This is a genomic window from Flavobacterium sp. OHVDL-2026-0007 (assembly GCF_059882335.1).
Window position 1 is genome coordinate 935,896 of sequence record NZ_CM187612.1, and the last position, 17,523, is coordinate 953,418.

The 17,523-nt window shown below is 39.4% G+C and carries 9 protein-coding genes, 2 tRNA genes and 4 rRNA genes; 3 read left to right on the forward strand and 12 right to left on the reverse strand.

Going from position 1 to position 17,523, the window contains the following annotated elements:
- Positions 1 to 12: 12 nt before the first annotated feature.
- From glgB to AC51AA_RS03925, 3 genes are read right to left on the reverse strand one after another with little or no spacing between them, the layout of a single operon-like run.
- Positions 13 to 1,923, reverse strand: coding sequence for a 1,4-alpha-glucan branching protein GlgB (glgB, locus tag AC51AA_RS03915; protein ID WP_500704436.1), 1,911 nt, complete (start codon positions 1,921 to 1,923; stop codon positions 13 to 15).
- 34 nt (positions 1,924 to 1,957) lie between these two features.
- The gene (locus tag AC51AA_RS03920) at positions 1,958 to 3,238 is read right to left on the reverse strand and encodes a glucose-1-phosphate adenylyltransferase (RefSeq protein WP_500704437.1); all 1,281 of its coding nucleotides are present in this window, start codon (positions 3,236 to 3,238) and stop codon (positions 1,958 to 1,960) included.
- A complete protein-coding gene (locus AC51AA_RS03925) occupies positions 3,228 to 4,655 on the reverse strand; it encodes a glycogen synthase (protein ID WP_500704438.1) in 1,428 nt (475 codons plus the stop codon). Before AC51AA_RS03925 ends, AC51AA_RS03920 begins: the two co-directional genes overlap by 11 nt.
- Before the next feature lie 142 nt (positions 4,656 to 4,797).
- Between AC51AA_RS03925 and AC51AA_RS03930 the strand changes: the two genes are divergently transcribed.
- Positions 4,798 to 5,664: an alpha/beta hydrolase gene (locus AC51AA_RS03930; RefSeq protein ID WP_500704439.1), complete on the forward strand. Its 867-nt coding sequence runs from the start codon at positions 4,798 to 4,800 to the stop codon at positions 5,662 to 5,664.
- A 41-nt stretch (positions 5,665 to 5,705) separates the two neighbouring features.
- Positions 5,706 to 6,350, forward strand: coding sequence for an endonuclease III domain-containing protein (locus AC51AA_RS03935; RefSeq protein ID WP_500704440.1), 645 nt, complete (start codon positions 5,706 to 5,708; stop codon positions 6,348 to 6,350).
- A 5-nt stretch (positions 6,351 to 6,355) separates the two neighbouring features.
- Here AC51AA_RS03935 and AC51AA_RS03940 read toward each other — a convergent pair whose 3' ends face one another.
- The 3 genes from AC51AA_RS03940 to AC51AA_RS03950 all read right to left on the reverse strand — a co-directional run bounded on the left by AC51AA_RS03940 (position 6,356) and on the right by AC51AA_RS03950 (position 8,192).
- Positions 6,356 to 6,790 (reverse strand): nuclear transport factor 2 family protein, encoded by a 435-nt coding sequence (locus tag AC51AA_RS03940; protein ID WP_500704441.1) that lies wholly within the window; start codon positions 6,788 to 6,790, stop codon positions 6,356 to 6,358.
- 52 nt (positions 6,791 to 6,842) lie between these two features.
- Positions 6,843 to 7,295, reverse strand: a complete 453-nt coding sequence (locus AC51AA_RS03945; protein WP_500704442.1) for a DUF1569 domain-containing protein — start codon at positions 7,293 to 7,295, stop codon at positions 6,843 to 6,845.
- A gap of 105 nt (positions 7,296 to 7,400) precedes the next feature.
- On the reverse strand, positions 7,401 to 8,192 hold the full coding sequence (locus tag AC51AA_RS03950) for a helix-turn-helix domain-containing protein (protein ID WP_500704443.1): 792 nt from the start codon (positions 8,190 to 8,192) through the stop codon (positions 7,401 to 7,403).
- A gap of 24 nt (positions 8,193 to 8,216) precedes the next feature.
- Here AC51AA_RS03950 and AC51AA_RS03955 point away from each other — a divergent pair, with 24 nt between their 5' ends.
- Positions 8,217 to 9,479, forward strand: coding sequence for a CynX/NimT family MFS transporter (locus AC51AA_RS03955; protein WP_500704444.1), 1,263 nt, complete (start codon positions 8,217 to 8,219; stop codon positions 9,477 to 9,479).
- 751 nt (positions 9,480 to 10,230) lie between these two features.
- Here the strand turns inward: AC51AA_RS03955 and rrf (AC51AA_RS03960) are convergent.
- The 6 genes from rrf (AC51AA_RS03960) to rrf (AC51AA_RS03985) all read right to left on the reverse strand — a co-directional run bounded on the left by rrf (AC51AA_RS03960) (position 10,231) and on the right by rrf (AC51AA_RS03985) (position 17,420).
- Positions 10,231 to 10,340: ribosomal RNA gene (gene rrf, locus AC51AA_RS03960) — 5S ribosomal RNA — on the reverse strand.
- 127 nt (positions 10,341 to 10,467) lie between these two features.
- Positions 10,468 to 13,352 (reverse strand): 23S ribosomal RNA (locus AC51AA_RS03965).
- A 134-nt stretch (positions 13,353 to 13,486) separates the two neighbouring features.
- Positions 13,487 to 13,560: transfer RNA gene (locus tag AC51AA_RS03970), tRNA-Ala, on the reverse strand.
- A gap of 104 nt (positions 13,561 to 13,664) precedes the next feature.
- A tRNA-Ile gene (locus AC51AA_RS03975) sits at positions 13,665 to 13,738 on the reverse strand.
- 126 nt (positions 13,739 to 13,864) lie between these two features.
- Positions 13,865 to 15,378, reverse strand: a 16S ribosomal RNA gene (locus AC51AA_RS03980).
- A 1,932-nt stretch (positions 15,379 to 17,310) separates the two neighbouring features.
- Positions 17,311 to 17,420 (reverse strand): 5S ribosomal RNA (gene rrf / locus AC51AA_RS03985).
- The 16S, 23S and 5S rRNA genes sit together here with 2 tRNA genes alongside, the layout of an rRNA operon.
- Between the last annotated feature and the right edge of the window lie 103 nt (positions 17,421 to 17,523).

Here is a 17,523-nt window from a genome sequence, read left to right on the forward strand (position 1 = left end):
AAAAAACTAGACTTATTTTGAGACAAAAGAATAAACTGTCACCCCTAGAGGAGGTAAGGTTAATTCAATTGAATAATCCCTTCCATCATAAGGCGAAGCCTCTATTTTTAAACTTTCCCTATGGCCTACGCCGCTTCCTCCATAAAGAATAGCGTCGCTATTAAATAATTCCACTAAACTCCCTTTTTGTGGCATTCCAATACGGTATTTCTCTCGAACTACTTGCGTAAAATTACAAACCACTACTAAGTACTCTTTTGGATTATTTCCTTTTCTGATGTATGATAAAACCGCATTTTGATGATCGGAATAGTTAATCCATTCAAAGCCATCCCCTGAAAATTGTTTTTCATACAAAGCGGGCTGCGTTTTATACAATTGATTCAAATCGGTAATAATTCTTTTGATCCCTGAGTGACTGCCGTACTCTAGTAAATGCCAATCGAGGCTTTTCTCAAAGCTCCACTCATCACTTTGTCCGAATTCACAGCCCATAAACAATAACTTGGTTCCGGGATGCGTAAACATATACCCGTACAACAATCGTAAATTGGCAAATTTTTGCCATTCATCGCCCGGTAATTTATTCGCTATTGCTCTTTTCCCATAGACCACTTCATCATGCGAAAACGGTAACATGAAATTTTCGGTGAAGGCATACGTCATGGAAAAAGTCAACTCATTTTGGTGGTATTTACGATACACCGTTTCCTTCTGAAAGTAAGCTAAGGTATCATGCATCCAACCCATCATCCATTTCATACCAAAACCTAAACCTCCAACTGAAGTGGGTCTTGACACCATTGGAAAAGAAGTACTTTCTTCAGCAATGGTCTGAACTCCTTCGAAATTAGAATAAATTACTTCATTAAACTCTTTAAGAAAACTCATGCTGTCCAAATTCTCTCTTCCACCATAAATATTGGGTTCCCATTCCCCGTCCTTTCTGGAATAATCAAGATATAACATGGAAGCAACCGCGTCCACTCTTAATCCATCCACATGATAGTGTTGCAGCCAAAAAACAGCATTACTAATCAAAAAAGCACGAACTTCATTACGTCCATAATTAAAAACGAGACTTTTCCAATCCGGATGATACCCCTTACGACGGTCTGGATGTTCATACAAATGTGACCCATCAAAATAACCCAAACCATGGGCATCATCAGGAAAATGAGACGGTACCCAGTCTAAGATTACCCCTATGCCGGCTTGATGAAATTTATCCACTAAAACCATAAAGTCTTGTGGTTTACCAAAGCGAGAGGTCGGTGCAAAATAGCCGGTCAATTGATAACCCCATGAAGGATCATAAGGATATTCCATAATAGGCATAAATTCAACATGCGTAAAGCCTGTTTCTTTAACATACTGCACTAGATCATCCGCAAGTTCTAAATAAGTTAAAAAACGATTATTAGGACCGCGTTTCCATGAACCTAGATGTACTTCATATACGGAATAAGGTCTGGTTAAAGCGTTATGTTCTTCACGAGATTGCATCCACTGCTCGTCTTTCCACTTATAATCTAAATCCCATACCACAGAAGCCGTATGAGGTGGTTTCTCACAATATAAAGAAAATGGATCTGCTTTTTCTGTGACTACTCCATCGATATTCGATTGGATTTTATATTTGTACAAGGTTCCTTTTTCAATATTGGGAATAAAGCCTTCCCAAATGCCCGAGGAATCCCAGCGAACCTGCAATAAATGCTCACCTTGCGTCCAATAATTAAAGTCCCCTACAACAGAAACGGCTTGAGCCGTAGGCGCCCAAACTGCAAAATAAACGCCCTTTACGCCTTGAACTTCAATTAAATGTGCGCCTAATTTTTCATACAACTTAAAATGCTTTCCAGCTTTAAATAAGTCGATATCAAAATCAGTAAAAAGAGAATGCGTGATGACGTTGCTCATATTTGGTTTTTAAGGCAATAATTATTATTTTCTTTTATTCAATTCTAAAGTTATCCATCAGGCAGACGCCTTTTTTAATCACAACAATCCCGTCTTTTATACTGTACAATTCATTGGTGAAATTATCCAAATGTTTGCCCCCGTTGATATGAACATTATTGCCAATGCGGACATTCTTATCGACCAAAGCGTTTTTTATAAAACAATTCTCACCGATTCCCACATGATTTCTATTACTAGTACTGTCCTGACTCATCTCCTCCAAATCTTGATAAAAATCATTCCCCATCACATAACAATTCTCTAAGATTGTTCCCTCTCCTATTCGGGCACGAATACCAATCACAGAACCCCTAATCTCTTTAGCATTAATAACACAACCTTCGGATATTAAGGATTGATCTATAATGGAATTTTTGAATTTTGATGGTGGTAGTAGACGTGGTCGGGTAAAAATTTTATTGTTGTTATCAAACAAATTAAACTCCGGAACATCAGCGGTCAACCCTATATTGGCTTCAAAGAAAGACTCAATGTTTCCAATATCTGTCCAATAACCTTCGTATTGATAACTTAAAATTTTATGTTTGCCCACGGCTTGAGGAATGATTTCTTTTCCAAAGTCTTTGGTTTCTGGATCTGCCATTAACTCTTGCAATAGGTTTTTGTTGAAAATATAAATCCCCATGGAGGCCAAATACTTTTTCCCTTTGGCTTGCATCTCCTCACTTACTTCCGATTCCCAGTCCGGTAAAAGAGAGGCGTCTGGTTTCTCAACAAAAGCTTCTATACAGCTTTCATGATTGGTCTTAAGAATACCAAACTCTGGTGCGTCTTTAGCGTTTACGGGTAAAGTGGCTATGGAAATTTCCGCATCAGCGGCAATATGTGCTTCTAACATCTCGTTAAAATCCATCTGATACAACTGATCGCCTGATAAAATCAAGGCATAATCAAATTCATGTTTGAGAAAATGCGACATACATTGTCGCACTGCATCTGCGGTACCTTGAAACCAAGTTGGATTATCTGGTGTTTGTTCAGCAGCTAAAATATCGACGAAAGACTGGCTTAGAATACTAAAATTAAAAGTGTTTTTAATATGCGCATTTAATGAAGCAGAATTAAACTGCGTCAATACAAAAATTTTAAAAATATCAGAATTAATACAATTCGATATCGGAATATCGACCAGCCTATACTTTCCTCCAATGGGCACTGCTGGTTTTGATCTTGTTTCTGTTAATGGATACAAACGGGACCCTTGTCCTCCTCCTAAAATAATAGCAATTACATTTTTCTTTTTAAATCTCATTTTTCTCAATAATTAGGTTGTATATGTCGATATATTCTTGGCAAACTCTTTCCCAGGAATGGTCAGTTCCCATTCCTACTGCTCTAATTTTATTGAAATTACTTTTATCCTCGTATAAATGAATTCCTCGATTTATGGAATAACAGATATCCCCAACCGAAGCTTGATCATGGCAAATACCATTACCGTTATCCCCATAATCTATTACAGTGTCCTGTAAGCCTCCTGTCCTTCTCACTATAGGAATCGTACCATAACGCAAAGCATAAAGCTGATTTAAACCGCATGGTTCTACTCTAGAAGGCATTAAAATAAAATCTGAACCCGCATAGATCAAATGCGCTAATTCTTCATTATAACCAATAAAAACATTGTAATTTCCTATATGGTCCTCCCTTAATCGTACTAATTGTGATTCAATTTCCGAATTTCCTGATCCTAGAATCAAGATATTGATATTTTGAAAGTTTTCAGACAAAGCCAATGCAGCAGCTTGAGGCAATAAATCCCCTCCCTTTTCTTCAAACAAACGACCAATAAAACTAAACAGTGGTTTTGTCGGATCTAGTTCAAATTGCTCGCAGAGTACTTCTTTGTTTTTTTGTTTTCCATATGTTGCGTTTTCTATGGAATAATGCTCCTTGATCATTTGATCTTTAGAAGGATTCCAAACTTCAGTATCAATACCATTTAAAATCCCTTTGGATTTGTGGCGCACCGATTGAAACAAGCTTTCCAAGCCATTGGCTGATCGATTAATTTCATTCAAATAGCTTGGAGAAACGGTAGTCACAGCCCCGGCACATTTAATTCCCACAGCCAAAGAGTTGATGCAAGATCCCCATTCCAAAAAGCCAACATGTCTCAAATCAAATTGAGGTAGATAATGCAATTTGTCAAATCCAAACCAACCTTGGTACAAACCATTGTGAATGGTCAATACGGTTTTGATATTGCTTAAACGTTCATATTGATAGCTATACTTGAGCAGGAATGGTATTAGTCCAGTATGATGATCATGACAATTGATTATCTCCGGAAGACTATCACGAGTTGAAATCCAGTCTAAAGTGGCAATTTGAAACGAAACAAACCGTTCAATGTCATCTTCATAACCATAAACGTTTGGACGATCAAACAATTCTTTGATGTCAATTAGATATAATTCGTATCCGAGTTGATCGCTCGTTTCTTTTAATACGCTATAGGGAAATTCAAAATTCCCCAAGCGAATTGTTCCCCAGTGTACTGGCTCAAAACCGTGCTCCTTTTTAAACTTTGTATCATATCCTGGTACGACAACACCAACTTGATGGCCTGCCTTAGTCTGGTACTTTGGCAAGGCACCCACGACATCGGCTAGACCACCAACTTTTGCCATGGGGTAACATTCTGCACTTACATGAAATATTTCCATTCTTTAATTTTATAGACTAACATTTAGAACCTATCACGAATTGTCTTTTTTAAGCAAACATCTATTAATTGTATTACTTTTATGTTTTTTAAAATTAGGTGAAAAAACTGTAGCATCAAGGCTTCAAAAAAAATTTAATGATATGGTAAAAAAGGCTCCCAATCCTACTCAAAGTTTAAAAATTCCTCAGTTTATCATATTCACAAGTAAAGTATGCGTTTTTATTTCCAAAAAATTGGTTACTTCCTATGCGTCAAGGCTTTTCACAACACCTATAAAACATAAGGTTCCCAAAAGAGAATTGGATATGGATCGTAAAAGCCTTCAAAAAACGCTCTACGTATCTGCCATTAAAAAGAGTATCACAACCTATGAATACGGGAAAAGTGAGCGAAAAATACTACTGGTACATGGGTGGTCAGGACGCGGAACACAGCTATTTAAAATCGCCGATGAATTGTTAAAAAATGGTTACGCAGTGGTTAGTTTTGATGCTCCAGCACATGGAAAATCTAAAGGAAGCACTACGATTATGTCCGACTTCATTACCTCTATTCTTGAAATACAAAACCAATATGGTCCTTTTGATATCGCTATTGGTCATTCCTTGGGAGGTATGTCAGTACTTAATGCCATAAAAGATGGTTTAGTCGTTGATAAAGCTATTATTATTGGTAGTGGTGATATAGTCCAAGACATACTAGACGATTTTATTTCAAAACTAGGTTTGAAACCTGAAATAAGTCAACGCCTATGTGCTTATTTTGAAAACAAATACCAACTCAAAATGGATGATTTTTCTGCCTACAGAGCCGCTCAAAAAGTCGAAATTCCTGTTTTGGTTATCCATGACAAGGACGATCCGGAAGTACCTGTAAAAGCAGGTCTTCACATCCATGAGCATCTTAAAAACGGGAGTTTATACCTCACAGAAGGTTTAGGGCATAGAAAAATCTTAGGAAACCACAATGTGATCCAAAAAATCATCGCCTTTATTAAAAAATCTTAAATTTGTTATTCGTAAAGTAATCACTTCTAAAGAAAACGACAATGGATTTATTTGGAGAAACAGTAAACTGGGAAGTTAAACTAGAACCCATACTAACGAAATACACGGGAAGAAAGCATCCTTTGGACTATCAAAACACCTATCAATTATTAGTGATGGTCGTGTTATCGGCACAAGATTCAGATGCGAACATCAATGCTATAGCACCGGCCTTATTTGAAAAATTCCCTACTCTTAAAAGTTTGTCTGAGGCCACTACTGAGACCTTTACACCTTATATTACTAAAGTTCGAAATTATACAACAAAAGCGCAGTGGTTATTGGAAATTGCTAAAACCCTCCAAGAAGATAAAAACATTCCACTAAACATGCAGGGATTAACAGCCTTAAAAGGGATAGGACGAAAATCCGCTAATGTCATTTTAAGAGAAACCCATCAACCCGCTGAAGGCATTACTGCCGATTTACATGTAATTCGAGTAGCGCCGAGAATCGGAATCATTAAGGAAAGCAAAGACGGTATTAAAGTAGAGAAAGACCTCATGCAGGTACTACCCAAAAGCATTTGGTCTGAAGTAGGTATGGCTATTTCTTTTTTAGGAAGAGAAACATGTAGACCAAAACCCAAATGCGAAGAGTGTATAATGGCTGATTCTTGTCATTATTACGCAACAGTAGTCTGTTAATAGCCCTATTTTCTTCTGGTGTCAATCAAATAAATAATCTTCCACCCCTTTTCGTCTTCAAACAATGTGAAGCTATTTACCCCAGAGTGACTGAGTTTATCATTAATATAAAATTCATAAGGTGTCCAAACTTGAGCCATAGTACCATCGAGGGCTATAGTATAGCCTAGAATTTTCTCGTAAAACTTAGTGGTTGCAGGAATTTGGGCAATGGATTTACAAAATTCGTCGACACTTTCCTCTACTAAACTATTTCCCTTAGTAGTGCTTTCGCTAATAGACTGTAGAATAATTTTATCCGCACACACTAATTTTAGCCTACTTGTATCTCTTTGATGAAAGGCTTCAAAAAACAATTCAATTGTCTTTTGTACTTCCTGTTTCTGCGCATGAGAAAAAAATCCCAATAACAAACAAGCCATTACCATATATCCTTTCATATCCACAGAATTAAATTTTTAAAAACTATAGCTTTTAAATTGATTCACAATACTATACACCAAACTGACTCAAGTGATGCTCTAGATGTTTGGCAAACATATTATTCCACTCAATCGCTGTCAACTTTCCAAAAGAATCAGACTCTTTTCCCTCAAATTCATTAGTCCCCAATTCCTGAGTTCTATTGATATAATCAATTAGTCTCTTTTTTTCCACTTCAAAATCTTTAGAGGTAGTAATGATAAACTGGGGAGCAGTATGCTTGTTTTTTCCATAGGGTTTTTCCCCTACCACACTATTTTTGACCATTAATTTTAAAATAAATTTTACAAAAGCATTCGGTATTGGATGTATATTCTCATACGCCATTTCGTAGGATACATTGCAATGTGCCAACATTTTTCCCGCATCCATTTTACCCCAAAGTGCTGGTGAACTTGGAGAAAGCTGATTAATTCTATTGATCAATACTGTACAATCGTCTTTTGAAAAAACATTTTTCATACCCTATTACTTATTTAAATTTAAAAGAAGAACAAATGTATCAAATTTCCCATTACAACATAATCCAGACCCTATTTAATCTCCAAAGCAGTAAATATCTTAAGCTTATTTCACTAAAAACTCATTAGGTCTTTTGTTTAGGATCTGAAAGAAACTAGAACTGAAGGCTGGCAAACTTTTGTAACCTACCAAATAGCCGACTTCTGAAACCGTATAGTTTCCTGTACTTAAGTACTCTACTCCTTTAATGATTCGAACTAATTGAACGTACTTAGCAATGGTAATGGCGGTCTCTTTTTTAAATAATCGCTCTAAAGATCGCAATGACATATTATTTCTTTCTGCGATTTCATGGACCAATAAATCACCACCAATATGATCGATGATAAAATTACTTATTGCTACTAAACGTTCATCATTGGGAACGGGAATATTTAGAGAAATAGCCTCTTTAAAAAAAGTAGGCAATCCCACTAGAACGGCATTTAGAAAAGCTTCTTCCTCGAGAGAATGTTCCGATATTTTACTCCACTTGGCTGCGTAGGATATAATTTCTCGTAGCACGGATGGAACGGAAAATATCCTCAATTGGTCATAGAAATTTCCCTCTTCAGCAATGGAGTAAAAAATGGTTCTCAAGTTGATCGTTTCAGAAACCGCTGTCGTTCTATGCGGTACATTAGATGGTATCCACGCCGCATGGTTTTGTGGTAGCAGATAAATACGCTCCCCCACATGCAAGTATTGAAACCCTTTTATCACATAGACTAGCTGCGCTCTTTTATGTACGTGTTCTTCGGTATCGTGTATCCAATTATCCTCAAACCACACATAGGCTTTTTTGGGAATATAATCGACTAATTCACTTGGCTTCACAAACTGTTTTTCCTCTTTCATGTTTTGTCGTTTTAGATTAAACATATGGCAAATTTAATCATAACAATCATCTTAAATTTGCCTAATAAAAAAATAATGATGAAAAATAGTGAAATAAACAGCCCAAACAAGACAGGCTTTTCTTTCGGACTCTTGTTACCATTCTTAGGAATACTACTACTTGCCTCTACCTTACGCGCCCCTATAACAGCACTTGGACCAGTTTTAACCGAGATTAGTAAGGCTTTGCAACTCTCCAATAGTGTAGCTGGATTACTAACTACCATCCCCTTAACCGCCTTTGCCTTATTATCTATTTTTGTAGGACAGTTATCTAGAAAACTGAACATAGAGAAGTTTATTCTATCCTCTATTATCCTATTACTTATTGGATTGTACGTAAGAATAATGGGGACTGTCACGACTTTGTTTTTAGGCTCAGCAATACTCGGTATTGCTATTTGTATCGGGAATGTTTTAGCTCCAGGCTACATCAAGAAAATATTTCCTAATCAATCAGGAATGGTGATCGGTTTCTATTCTGTTGCAATGAATCTTACAGCAGCACTTGCCTCTGGACTGAGTATTAGTATCGGCAAAACGACGGGCCTTGGTTGGAAGGGGTCTTTAGGAATATGGATCTTAGTGGGTTTCTGTTGTTTAGTATTATGGACTCCCCTCGCCTTTAGAAAATCAACCAAGCTTGAAAAAAAAGAAATAACAAAAATCAGCCAAAATATATTCAAATCATCTTTAGCCTGGCAGATAAGTATTTTTATGGGACTCCAATCTTTATTATACTATTGCATTGTAACTTGGCTTCCTATGATGTTACAGCAATATGGTATGGTAAAAGAAGAAAGCGGATGGGTTTTGTCTTATATGCAAATGGCCATGCTTCCCGTTACTTTTCTTGGTTCAATAATTGCCTCCAAGCTCGCTAATCAAAAAATCTTAGTGACCATTGTTGGGGCCGCAATGTCCAGCAGCCTATTGTTGATACTCTTTTTTCACTTGCAATATATTTATGCTGCAGCTGTCCTTTTTGGAATGGCTTCAGGATTGGCATTCAGTCTTTCCATGATGTTCTTTGTACTGCGAACCAGAGAAAGTCACATCGCCACTAGAGTATCAGGTATGGCGCAATCCATTGGCTATCTTTTAGCGGCATTTGGACCTCCTATATTTGGTAGCTTATATCAGTATACAAAAAACTGGGACTTCTCCTTATATTTCCTCTTACTTATTGTAATCATAATGATTTTCAGCGGTTTAAAAGCAGCTGCTAATCGATTTATAGAAAAATAAAAAAGAATAAGCTGAACTCCCCCCAAATAGTATTTTATTAATTGGGGGGAGTTCCATTTCTTACTATGTATTTTTCATGTGCTTTGAGTAGTTATTAAAACAGACCATCGTCTAGCACCTATTCTTCTTTAGATCGTTATTGATTGTGTCACTTCCTGAGCATGCATTGGATTTTTCCAATTAAAGGCTACCCATTTTTTGAACCATGAAAAGAGAAAATCAATATTACAAACATGTTTTATTTGTGCTTGATAAAACCAATTGGATAAAAGGGCCCCTGCACCCACTGGAACGAAAAAAGTACGAATAGCTATAAGCACATCAATAAAATAGTTTGACGGTGTAATATTTCGCACTACTTAAAAAACATATATTAGCCGTTAAAAAACCAAGTTCTGAGAATTACTTAAAACAAAAAATATATTTAGAATTTTCAAATAACAGATTCTCATCAAGCTATAATACTACCCTTAATAATCACGCTAATTCTGATTCAATAAATATACCCTTGAGATTTTCTCTTACTTCAAAACACTATAGTACAGACAATAAATAACAACTCTCTGAGAATTGGGTAAAACGTAATTTTCATTTACAATTCCTAAATAACGGATTTTTGAACCAGTGTATGCAGTGGTACTCCAATGGTGATAATTCTTCTTGGGTAAGAATTTTAGCCCTTTGGATTTAAGATTTCCAAACTGGGCAGAAAACAAAAAACCCCGTTTCGTTAGAAACAGGGTTTTCAAAAGAAAGGCGACGACATACTCTCCCACATAACTGCAGTACCATCTGCGCAGGCGGGCTTAACTACTCTGTTCGGGATGGGAAGAGGTGAGCCCCGCCGCAATAACCACCTTAAGGTCGTTTTGCAATGGGTGATTAACTTATTGTCAATCAACATTACACAATATCTTAACATACTGAGATAAAGAAAAAAGTATTTTTTAGAAAGTTTCTCCCCCTGACCGGAGTCAGGGGAAAAGGTGTACATAAGCTTACGGATTATTAGTACTACTCGACTATGACATTACTGCCTTTACATCTATAGCCTATCAACGTGGTCATCTTCCACGATCCTTAAAAGAAATCTCATCTTGTGGTGGGTTTCGCGCTTATATGCTTTCAGCGCTTATCCCTTCCAAACGTAGCTACTCTGCGATGCTCCTGGCGGAACAACAGATACACTAGAGGTTTGTCCAATTCGGTCCTCTCGTACTAGAATCAGATCCACTCAAATTTCTTGCGCCCACAGTAGATAGAGACCGAACTGTCTCACGACGTTCTGAACCCAGCTCGCGTGCCACTTTAATGGGCGAACAGCCCAACCCTTGGGACCTTCTCCAGCCCCAGGATGTGACGAGCCGACATCGAGGTGCCAAACCCCCCCGTCGATATGAGCTCTTGGGGGAGATCAGCCTGTTATCCCCGGCGTACCTTTTATCCTTTGAGCGATGGCCCTTCCATGCGGAACCACCGGATCACTATGCTCTACTTTCGTACCTGATCGACCTGTATGTCTCTCAGTCAAGCTCCCTTATGCCATTGCACTCTACGCACGGTTACCAAGCGTACTGAGGGAACCTTTAGAAGCCTCCGTTACTCTTTTGGAGGCGACCACCCCAGTCAAACTACCCACCAAGCAATGTCCCCCGCAATCGCGGGGTTAGGCCTCAGATAAACAAAGGGTTGTATTTCAACAATGACTCCACAACGCCTAGCGACGCCACTTCACAGTCTCCAACCTATCCTACACATCATTTATCCAAGGTCAATACTAAGCTATAGTAAAGGTGCACAGGGTCTTTTCGTCCCACTGCGGGTAAACGGCATCTTCACCGTTACTACAATTTCACCGAGCTCATGGCTGAGACAGTGTCCAGATCGTTACACCATTCGTGCAGGTCGGAACTTACCCGACAAGGAATTTCGCTACCTTAGGACCGTTATAGTTACGGCCGCCGTTTACTGGGGCTTCAATTCAATGCTTCTCCGAAGATAACATCTCCTCTTAACCTTCCAGCACCGGGCAGGTGTCAGGCCCTATACTTCATCTTACGATTTTGCAGAGCCCTGTGTTTTTGATAAACAGTCGCCTGGACCTCTTCACTGCGGCCAGCTTGCGCTGGCGACCTTTCTCCCGAAGTTACAGGTCTATTTTGCCTAATTCCTTAGCCATGAATCTCTCGAGCACCTTAGGATTCTCTCCTCGACTACCTGTGTCGGTTTGCGGTACGGGTACTTATTACCTGAAGTTTAGAGGTTTTTCTTGGAAGCCCTTAGGCGCACTATCTCTTTGTCCGAAGACTCCGAGTACTATCGTATTTCCCCAAGCCGCGTGGATTTGCCTGCGCAGCTTATAGGTAGGTACTTCAACGAACTATTCCGTCAGTTCGCGGCGCTTTCATCACTCCGTCACCCCATCACAGTAATAAGTAGTACGGGAATATTAACCCGTGGTCCATCGACTGTCCCTTTCGGGTTCGCCTTAGGTCCCGACTAACCCACAGCTGATTAGCATAGCTGTGGAAACCTTAGTCTTTCGGTGTGCGGGTTTCTCGCCCGCATTATCGTTACTTATGCCTACATTTTCTTTTCTAACCGGTCCAGCAGGCCTTACGACTCACCTTCAACCCTGTTAGAATGCTCCCCTACCACTCCGTAAATAAATACGAAATCCATAGCTTCGGTAATATGTTTATGCCCGATTATTATCCATGCTCGTCCGCTCGACTAGTGAGCTGTTACGCACTCTTTAAATGAATGGCTGCTTCCAAGCCAACATCCTAGCTGTCTGGGCAGACAAACCTCGTTCTTTCAACTTAACATATATTTGGGGACCTTAGCTGATGGTCTGGGTTCTTTCCCTCTCGGACTTGGACCTTAGCACCCAAGCCCTCACTGTTGTGAAACATTATATAGCATTCGGAGTTTGTCAGGAATTGGTAGGCGGTGAAGCCCCCGCATCCAATCAGTAGCTCTACCTCTATATAACTTTGTGCACAACGCTGCACCTAAATGCATTTCGGGGAGTACGAGCTATTTCCGAGTTTGATTGGCCTTTCACCCCTACCCACAGGTCATCCGAAGACTTTTCAACGTCAACCGGTTCGGTCCTCCACTGTGTGTTACCACAGCTTCAACCTGCCCATGGGTAGATCACACGGTTTCGCGTCTAACACTACTGACTAAAGCGCCCTATTCAGACTCGCTTTCGCTACGGATCCGTGGCTTAACCACTTATCCTTGCCAGCAACGTTAACTCGTAGGCTCATTATGCAAAAGGCACGCCGTCACCCCACTAAAGGGCTCCGACCGCTTGTAAGCGTATGGTTTCAGGATCTATTTCACTCCGTTATTCACGGTTCTTTTCACCTTTCCCTCACGGTACTGGTTCACTATCGGTCTCTCAGGAGTATTTAGCCTTAGCGGATGGTCCCGCCAAATTCAGACAGGATTTCTCGTGTCCCGCCCTACTCAGGATACCACTATCTATTATACTCGTTACCCATACGGGACTATCACCCTCTATGGTGTCACTTTCCAGTAACTTCCGGTTCCTTGTACATAAAATCTCGTGGTCCTACAACCCCAACATTGCCGTAACAACATTGGTTTGGGCTAATCCGCGTTCGCTCGCCACTACTTACGGAATCACTTTTGTTTTCTTCTCCTCCGCCTACTTAGATGTTTCAGTTCAGCGGGTTTGCCCACCTATCGGTGTACTATGTCTTCAACATAGTGGGTTGCCCCATTCAGGTATTTACGGATCAATTCGTGTGTGCCGATCCCCGTAACTTTTCGCAGCTTATCACGCCTTTCATCGCCTCTGAGAGCCAAGGCATCCCCCATACGCCCTTATTTTGCTTATTGTACCAATCATAAATTAATATGACCGTTTTTTTTTATCTCCTGTTACGTATAACAGAAAATGCTTTCTACTTTTTATTATTTTCTTATCTCAATATGTCAATGAACTTTTATCCAAAACTTTCGTATCGAATCAGTGGAGAATAACGGAGTCGAACCGTTGACCTCCTGCGTGCAAGGCAGGCGCTCTAGCCAGCTGAGCTAATCCCCCATTTCAATTGTAGAAACTGAATTCAGATCTTAGACCTGTATTCCATCTAATCTCTTTTGGTGAATTCCAACTTCTAGAATTTCCTTTTTCTTAAGTTTAAATAGTTGTCTCGGACAGACTCGAACTGTCGACCCCTACATTATCAGTGTAGTACTCTAACCAGCTGAGCTACGAGACACTCTTATTCTTAAAAATTTATTATTTGAACTAACAGCAAGAGTAAAATAGTCTTAAAATCATGACCTATAAAGCTTCTTCTTTTTTCCTTACCGTGTTGATAAATCAACTAACACTAAGGCTCTAGAAAGGAGGTGTTCCAGCCGCACCTTCCGGTACGGCTACCTTGTTACGACTTAGCCCTAGTTACCAGTTTTACCCTAGGCAGCTCCTTGCGGTCACCGACTTCAGGCACCCCCAGCTTCCATGGCTTGACGGGCGGTGTGTACAAGGCCCGGGAACGTATTCACCGGATCATGGCTGATATCCGATTACTAGCGATTCCAGCTTCACGGAGTCGAGTTGCAGACTCCGATCCGAACTGTGACCGGTTTTATAGATTCGCTCCTGGTCGCCCAGTGGCTGCTCTCTGTACCGGCCATTGTAGCACGTGTGTAGCCCAAGGCGTAAGGGCCGTGATGATTTGACGTCATCCCCACCTTCCTCACAGTTTGCACTGGCAGTCTTGTTAGAGTTCCCGACATGACTCGCTGGCAACTAACAACAGGGGTTGCGCTCGTTATAGGACTTAACCTGACACCTCACGGCACGAGCTGACGACAACCATGCAGCACCTTGTAAATTGTCTTGCGAAAGATCTGTTTCCAAACCGGTCAATCTACATTTAAGCCTTGGTAAGGTTCCTCGCGTATCATCGAATTAAACCACATGCTCCACCGCTTGTGCGGGCCCCCGTCAATTCCTTTGAGTTTCATTCTTGCGAACGTACTCCCCAGGTGGGATACTTATCACTTTCGCTTAGCCACTGAGATTGCTCCCAACAGCTAGTATCCATCGTTTACGGCGTGGACTACCAGGGTATCTAATCCTGTTCGCTACCCACGCTTTCGTCCATCAGCGTCAATCAATTAGTAGTAACCTGCCTTCGCAATTGGTATTCCATGTAATCTCTAAGCATTTCACCGCTACACTACATATTCTAGTTACTTCCTAATAATTCAAGTTTAACAGTATCAATGGCCGTTCCACCGTTGAGCGATGGGCTTTCACCACTGACTTATTAAACCGCCTACGGACCCTTTAAACCCAATGATTCCGGATAACGCTTGGATCCTCCGTATTACCGCGGCTGCTGGCACGGAGTTAGCCGATCCTTATTCTTACAGTACCGTCAAGCTGGTTCACGAACCAGTGTTTCTTCCTGTATAAAAGCAGTTTACAATCCATAGGACCGTCATCCTGCACGCGGCATGGCTGGATCAGGCTTGCGCCCATTGTCCAATATTCCTCACTGCTGCCTCCCGTAGGAGTCTGGTCCGTGTCTCAGTACCAGTGTGGGGGATCTCCCTCTCAGGACCCCTACCCATCGTAGCCTTGGTAAGCCGTTACCTTACCAACTAGCTAATGGGACGCATGCTCATCTTTTACCGTTGTGACTTTAATTATAAAATGATGCCATTTCATAATACTATGAGGTATTAATCCAAATTTCTCTGGGCTATCCCTCTGTAAAAGGTAGATTGCATACGCGTTACGCACCCGTGCGCCGGTCTCTAGTTCCGAAGAACTATACCCCTCGACTTGCATGTGTTAAGCCTGCCGCTAGCGTTCATCCTGAGCCAGGATCAAACTCTTCATCGTATATTGTTGATCTAATAAATTAGATCGTATTGTTATTCGAATCAGTCTCTATCGGTTCATTTAATTAATCTCTCGATTATCTTACTCTTTGTTATTTGTTTTAACATCTCTGTTAAAACGGCTGTCAATTCAATATGTCTACGAACGTGTCTTTTTTGTTTGTCGCTTATATCTCAAAGCGGCTGCAAAAGTAGAAAAGTTATTTACAACTGGCAAGAAAAATGTGAAGTTTTTTTTGAAGACTTTCGTCTCATTTAAACTTCTCTTTCCAACCAATCTCTCAATGAACTTTCGCATGTCTTGCGGGCTGCAAAACTACTCCTTTTATTGGGTTATTCAAGCTTTTAATTGAGTTAATTTGCAATTATTTTGCAGACGGACCCTAAGGCACTGACTAGGTGTTTTTTACAATTCATTTATTTTTCACCTCTTTTGGTCTTATTCCTATTGTACATCCCTTTTTTGAGTAATACCAACAACCCACCTACCTGTTTTCACCCGAAGATCTTCCTGATTCCTCCCTCTTTCACTCCCAACACCATCCAAAATACGTTTAAAAATACCTTCATCTTGCCACATTTTTCAATCCAGAACCAACAACCTAGAAAATGATCATCAAAAAAGAGTACTAAAATTGCTAAATACACAGTCGCCGTCATCAAAATGGGTCGACAAAACAACCTGGCGTTATTCCTATCGAGAGAAGAAAATAAAATCAGAATGCCTTATGAGAAAAGAAAACTGATTTGATCTCAATTATCCTAATCCTATCATCCCAATAAAATGCCCACTGATTTTTTTAAATTCGACTATACAAAAAACAGAAGTAACACTCCACTGCTACCCAAGCTAAGAAAACAATTCACAAACACTAACATTCACATGATTTCTTACCATCTGTTTAACAGCTGCTACTTCTCTTTAAGCATTTTGATTGTACTGAAAATTATAAACCCACTAAAAACTATAATACTCCCTAAAAAAGACAAACACAACACAACACAACACAACACAACTGGAACATACAACACTTCCCACTTGTAAGCTATTGGATTTGTTAGATAATAATCAGGATTATTATGATTTATAAAATCTGAAAAAACACAATAAAGAAACGGAATACAAAACATTAAAAACTGAGCAAACTGAACGGCATATCGTATATATTTTCCAATAAAAACATAACCTAAACCAATTACGAGGTAAATCACCATAACAAAAAATGCAAAATCTCTAGCTGAAACAACAAAGTATGTATCCTTAACATTTAATATCTGTGTATTTTCACTAATTAGTAAATACAAACAAATAAGTAATCCAACCATAAAATACAAATACGATATACCCCTTAGCCTTTTCATGTTTTATAATTCAGCGTTTCTTATAATTTAGATCTAAAACTCTTCCATTTCTAACTGGTTCACTTTTTCAAAATAAATACTTTAAACAAAACGAAGATACTAACCATTTTACTAGTATTTTCCATCATCGATACGTATAATTTTAAATCGCCCTATGATCCCATCAATAGACAGGCCAATATTCAAAGCCACTCAACCATATAAGAATACACCAAATGAGATTCATTCACAAGAAAAATTTCATCTGTAATTTTCAAATAACAGATTCTCATCAAGCTATAATACTACCCTTAATAATCACGCTAATTCTGATTCAATAAATATACCCTTGAGATTTTCTCTTACTTCAAAACACTATAGTACAGACAATAAATAACAACTCTCTGAGAATTGGGTAAAACGTAATTTTCATTTACAATTCCTAAATAACGGATTTTTGAACCAGTGTATGCAGTGGTACTCCAATGGTGATAATTCTTCTTGGGTAAGAATTTTAGCCCTTTGGATTTAAGATTTCCAAACTGGGCAGAAAACAAAAAACCCCGTTTCGTTAGAAACAGGGTTTTCAAAAGAAAGGCGACGACATACTCTCCCACATAACTGCAGTACCATCTGCGCAGGCGGGCTTAACTACTCTGTTCGGGATGGGAAGAGGTGAGCCCCGCCGCAATAACCACCTTAAGGTCGTTTTGCAATGGGTGATTAACTTATTGTCAATCAACATTACACAATATCTTAACATACTGAGATAAAGAAAAAAGTATTTTTTAGAAAGTTTCTCCCC

Bases quoted from the DNA above. Each gene is read 5' to 3' on its own strand.
- glgB (WP_500704436.1), bottom strand. From the start codon at position 1,923: ATGAGCAACGTCATCACGCATTCTCTTTTTACTGATTTTGATATCGAC.
- AC51AA_RS03920 (WP_500704437.1), bottom strand. From the start codon at position 3,238: ATGAGATTTAAAAAGAAAAATGTAATTGCTATTATTTTAGGAGGAGGA.
- AC51AA_RS03925 (WP_500704438.1), bottom strand. From the start codon at position 4,655: ATGGAAATATTTCATGTAAGTGCAGAATGTTACCCCATGGCAAAAGTT.
- AC51AA_RS03930 (WP_500704439.1), top strand. From the start codon at position 4,798: ATGGTAAAAAAGGCTCCCAATCCTACTCAAAGTTTAAAAATTCCTCAG.
- AC51AA_RS03935 (WP_500704440.1), top strand. From the start codon at position 5,706: ATGGATTTATTTGGAGAAACAGTAAACTGGGAAGTTAAACTAGAACCC.
- AC51AA_RS03940 (WP_500704441.1), bottom strand. From the start codon at position 6,790: ATGAAAGGATATATGGTAATGGCTTGTTTGTTATTGGGATTTTTTTCT.
- AC51AA_RS03945 (WP_500704442.1), bottom strand. From the start codon at position 7,295: ATGAAAAATGTTTTTTCAAAAGACGATTGTACAGTATTGATCAATAGA.
- AC51AA_RS03950 (WP_500704443.1), bottom strand. From the start codon at position 8,192: ATGAAAGAGGAAAAACAGTTTGTGAAGCCAAGTGAATTAGTCGATTAT.
- AC51AA_RS03955 (WP_500704444.1), top strand. From the start codon at position 8,217: ATGGCAAATTTAATCATAACAATCATCTTAAATTTGCCTAATAAAAAA.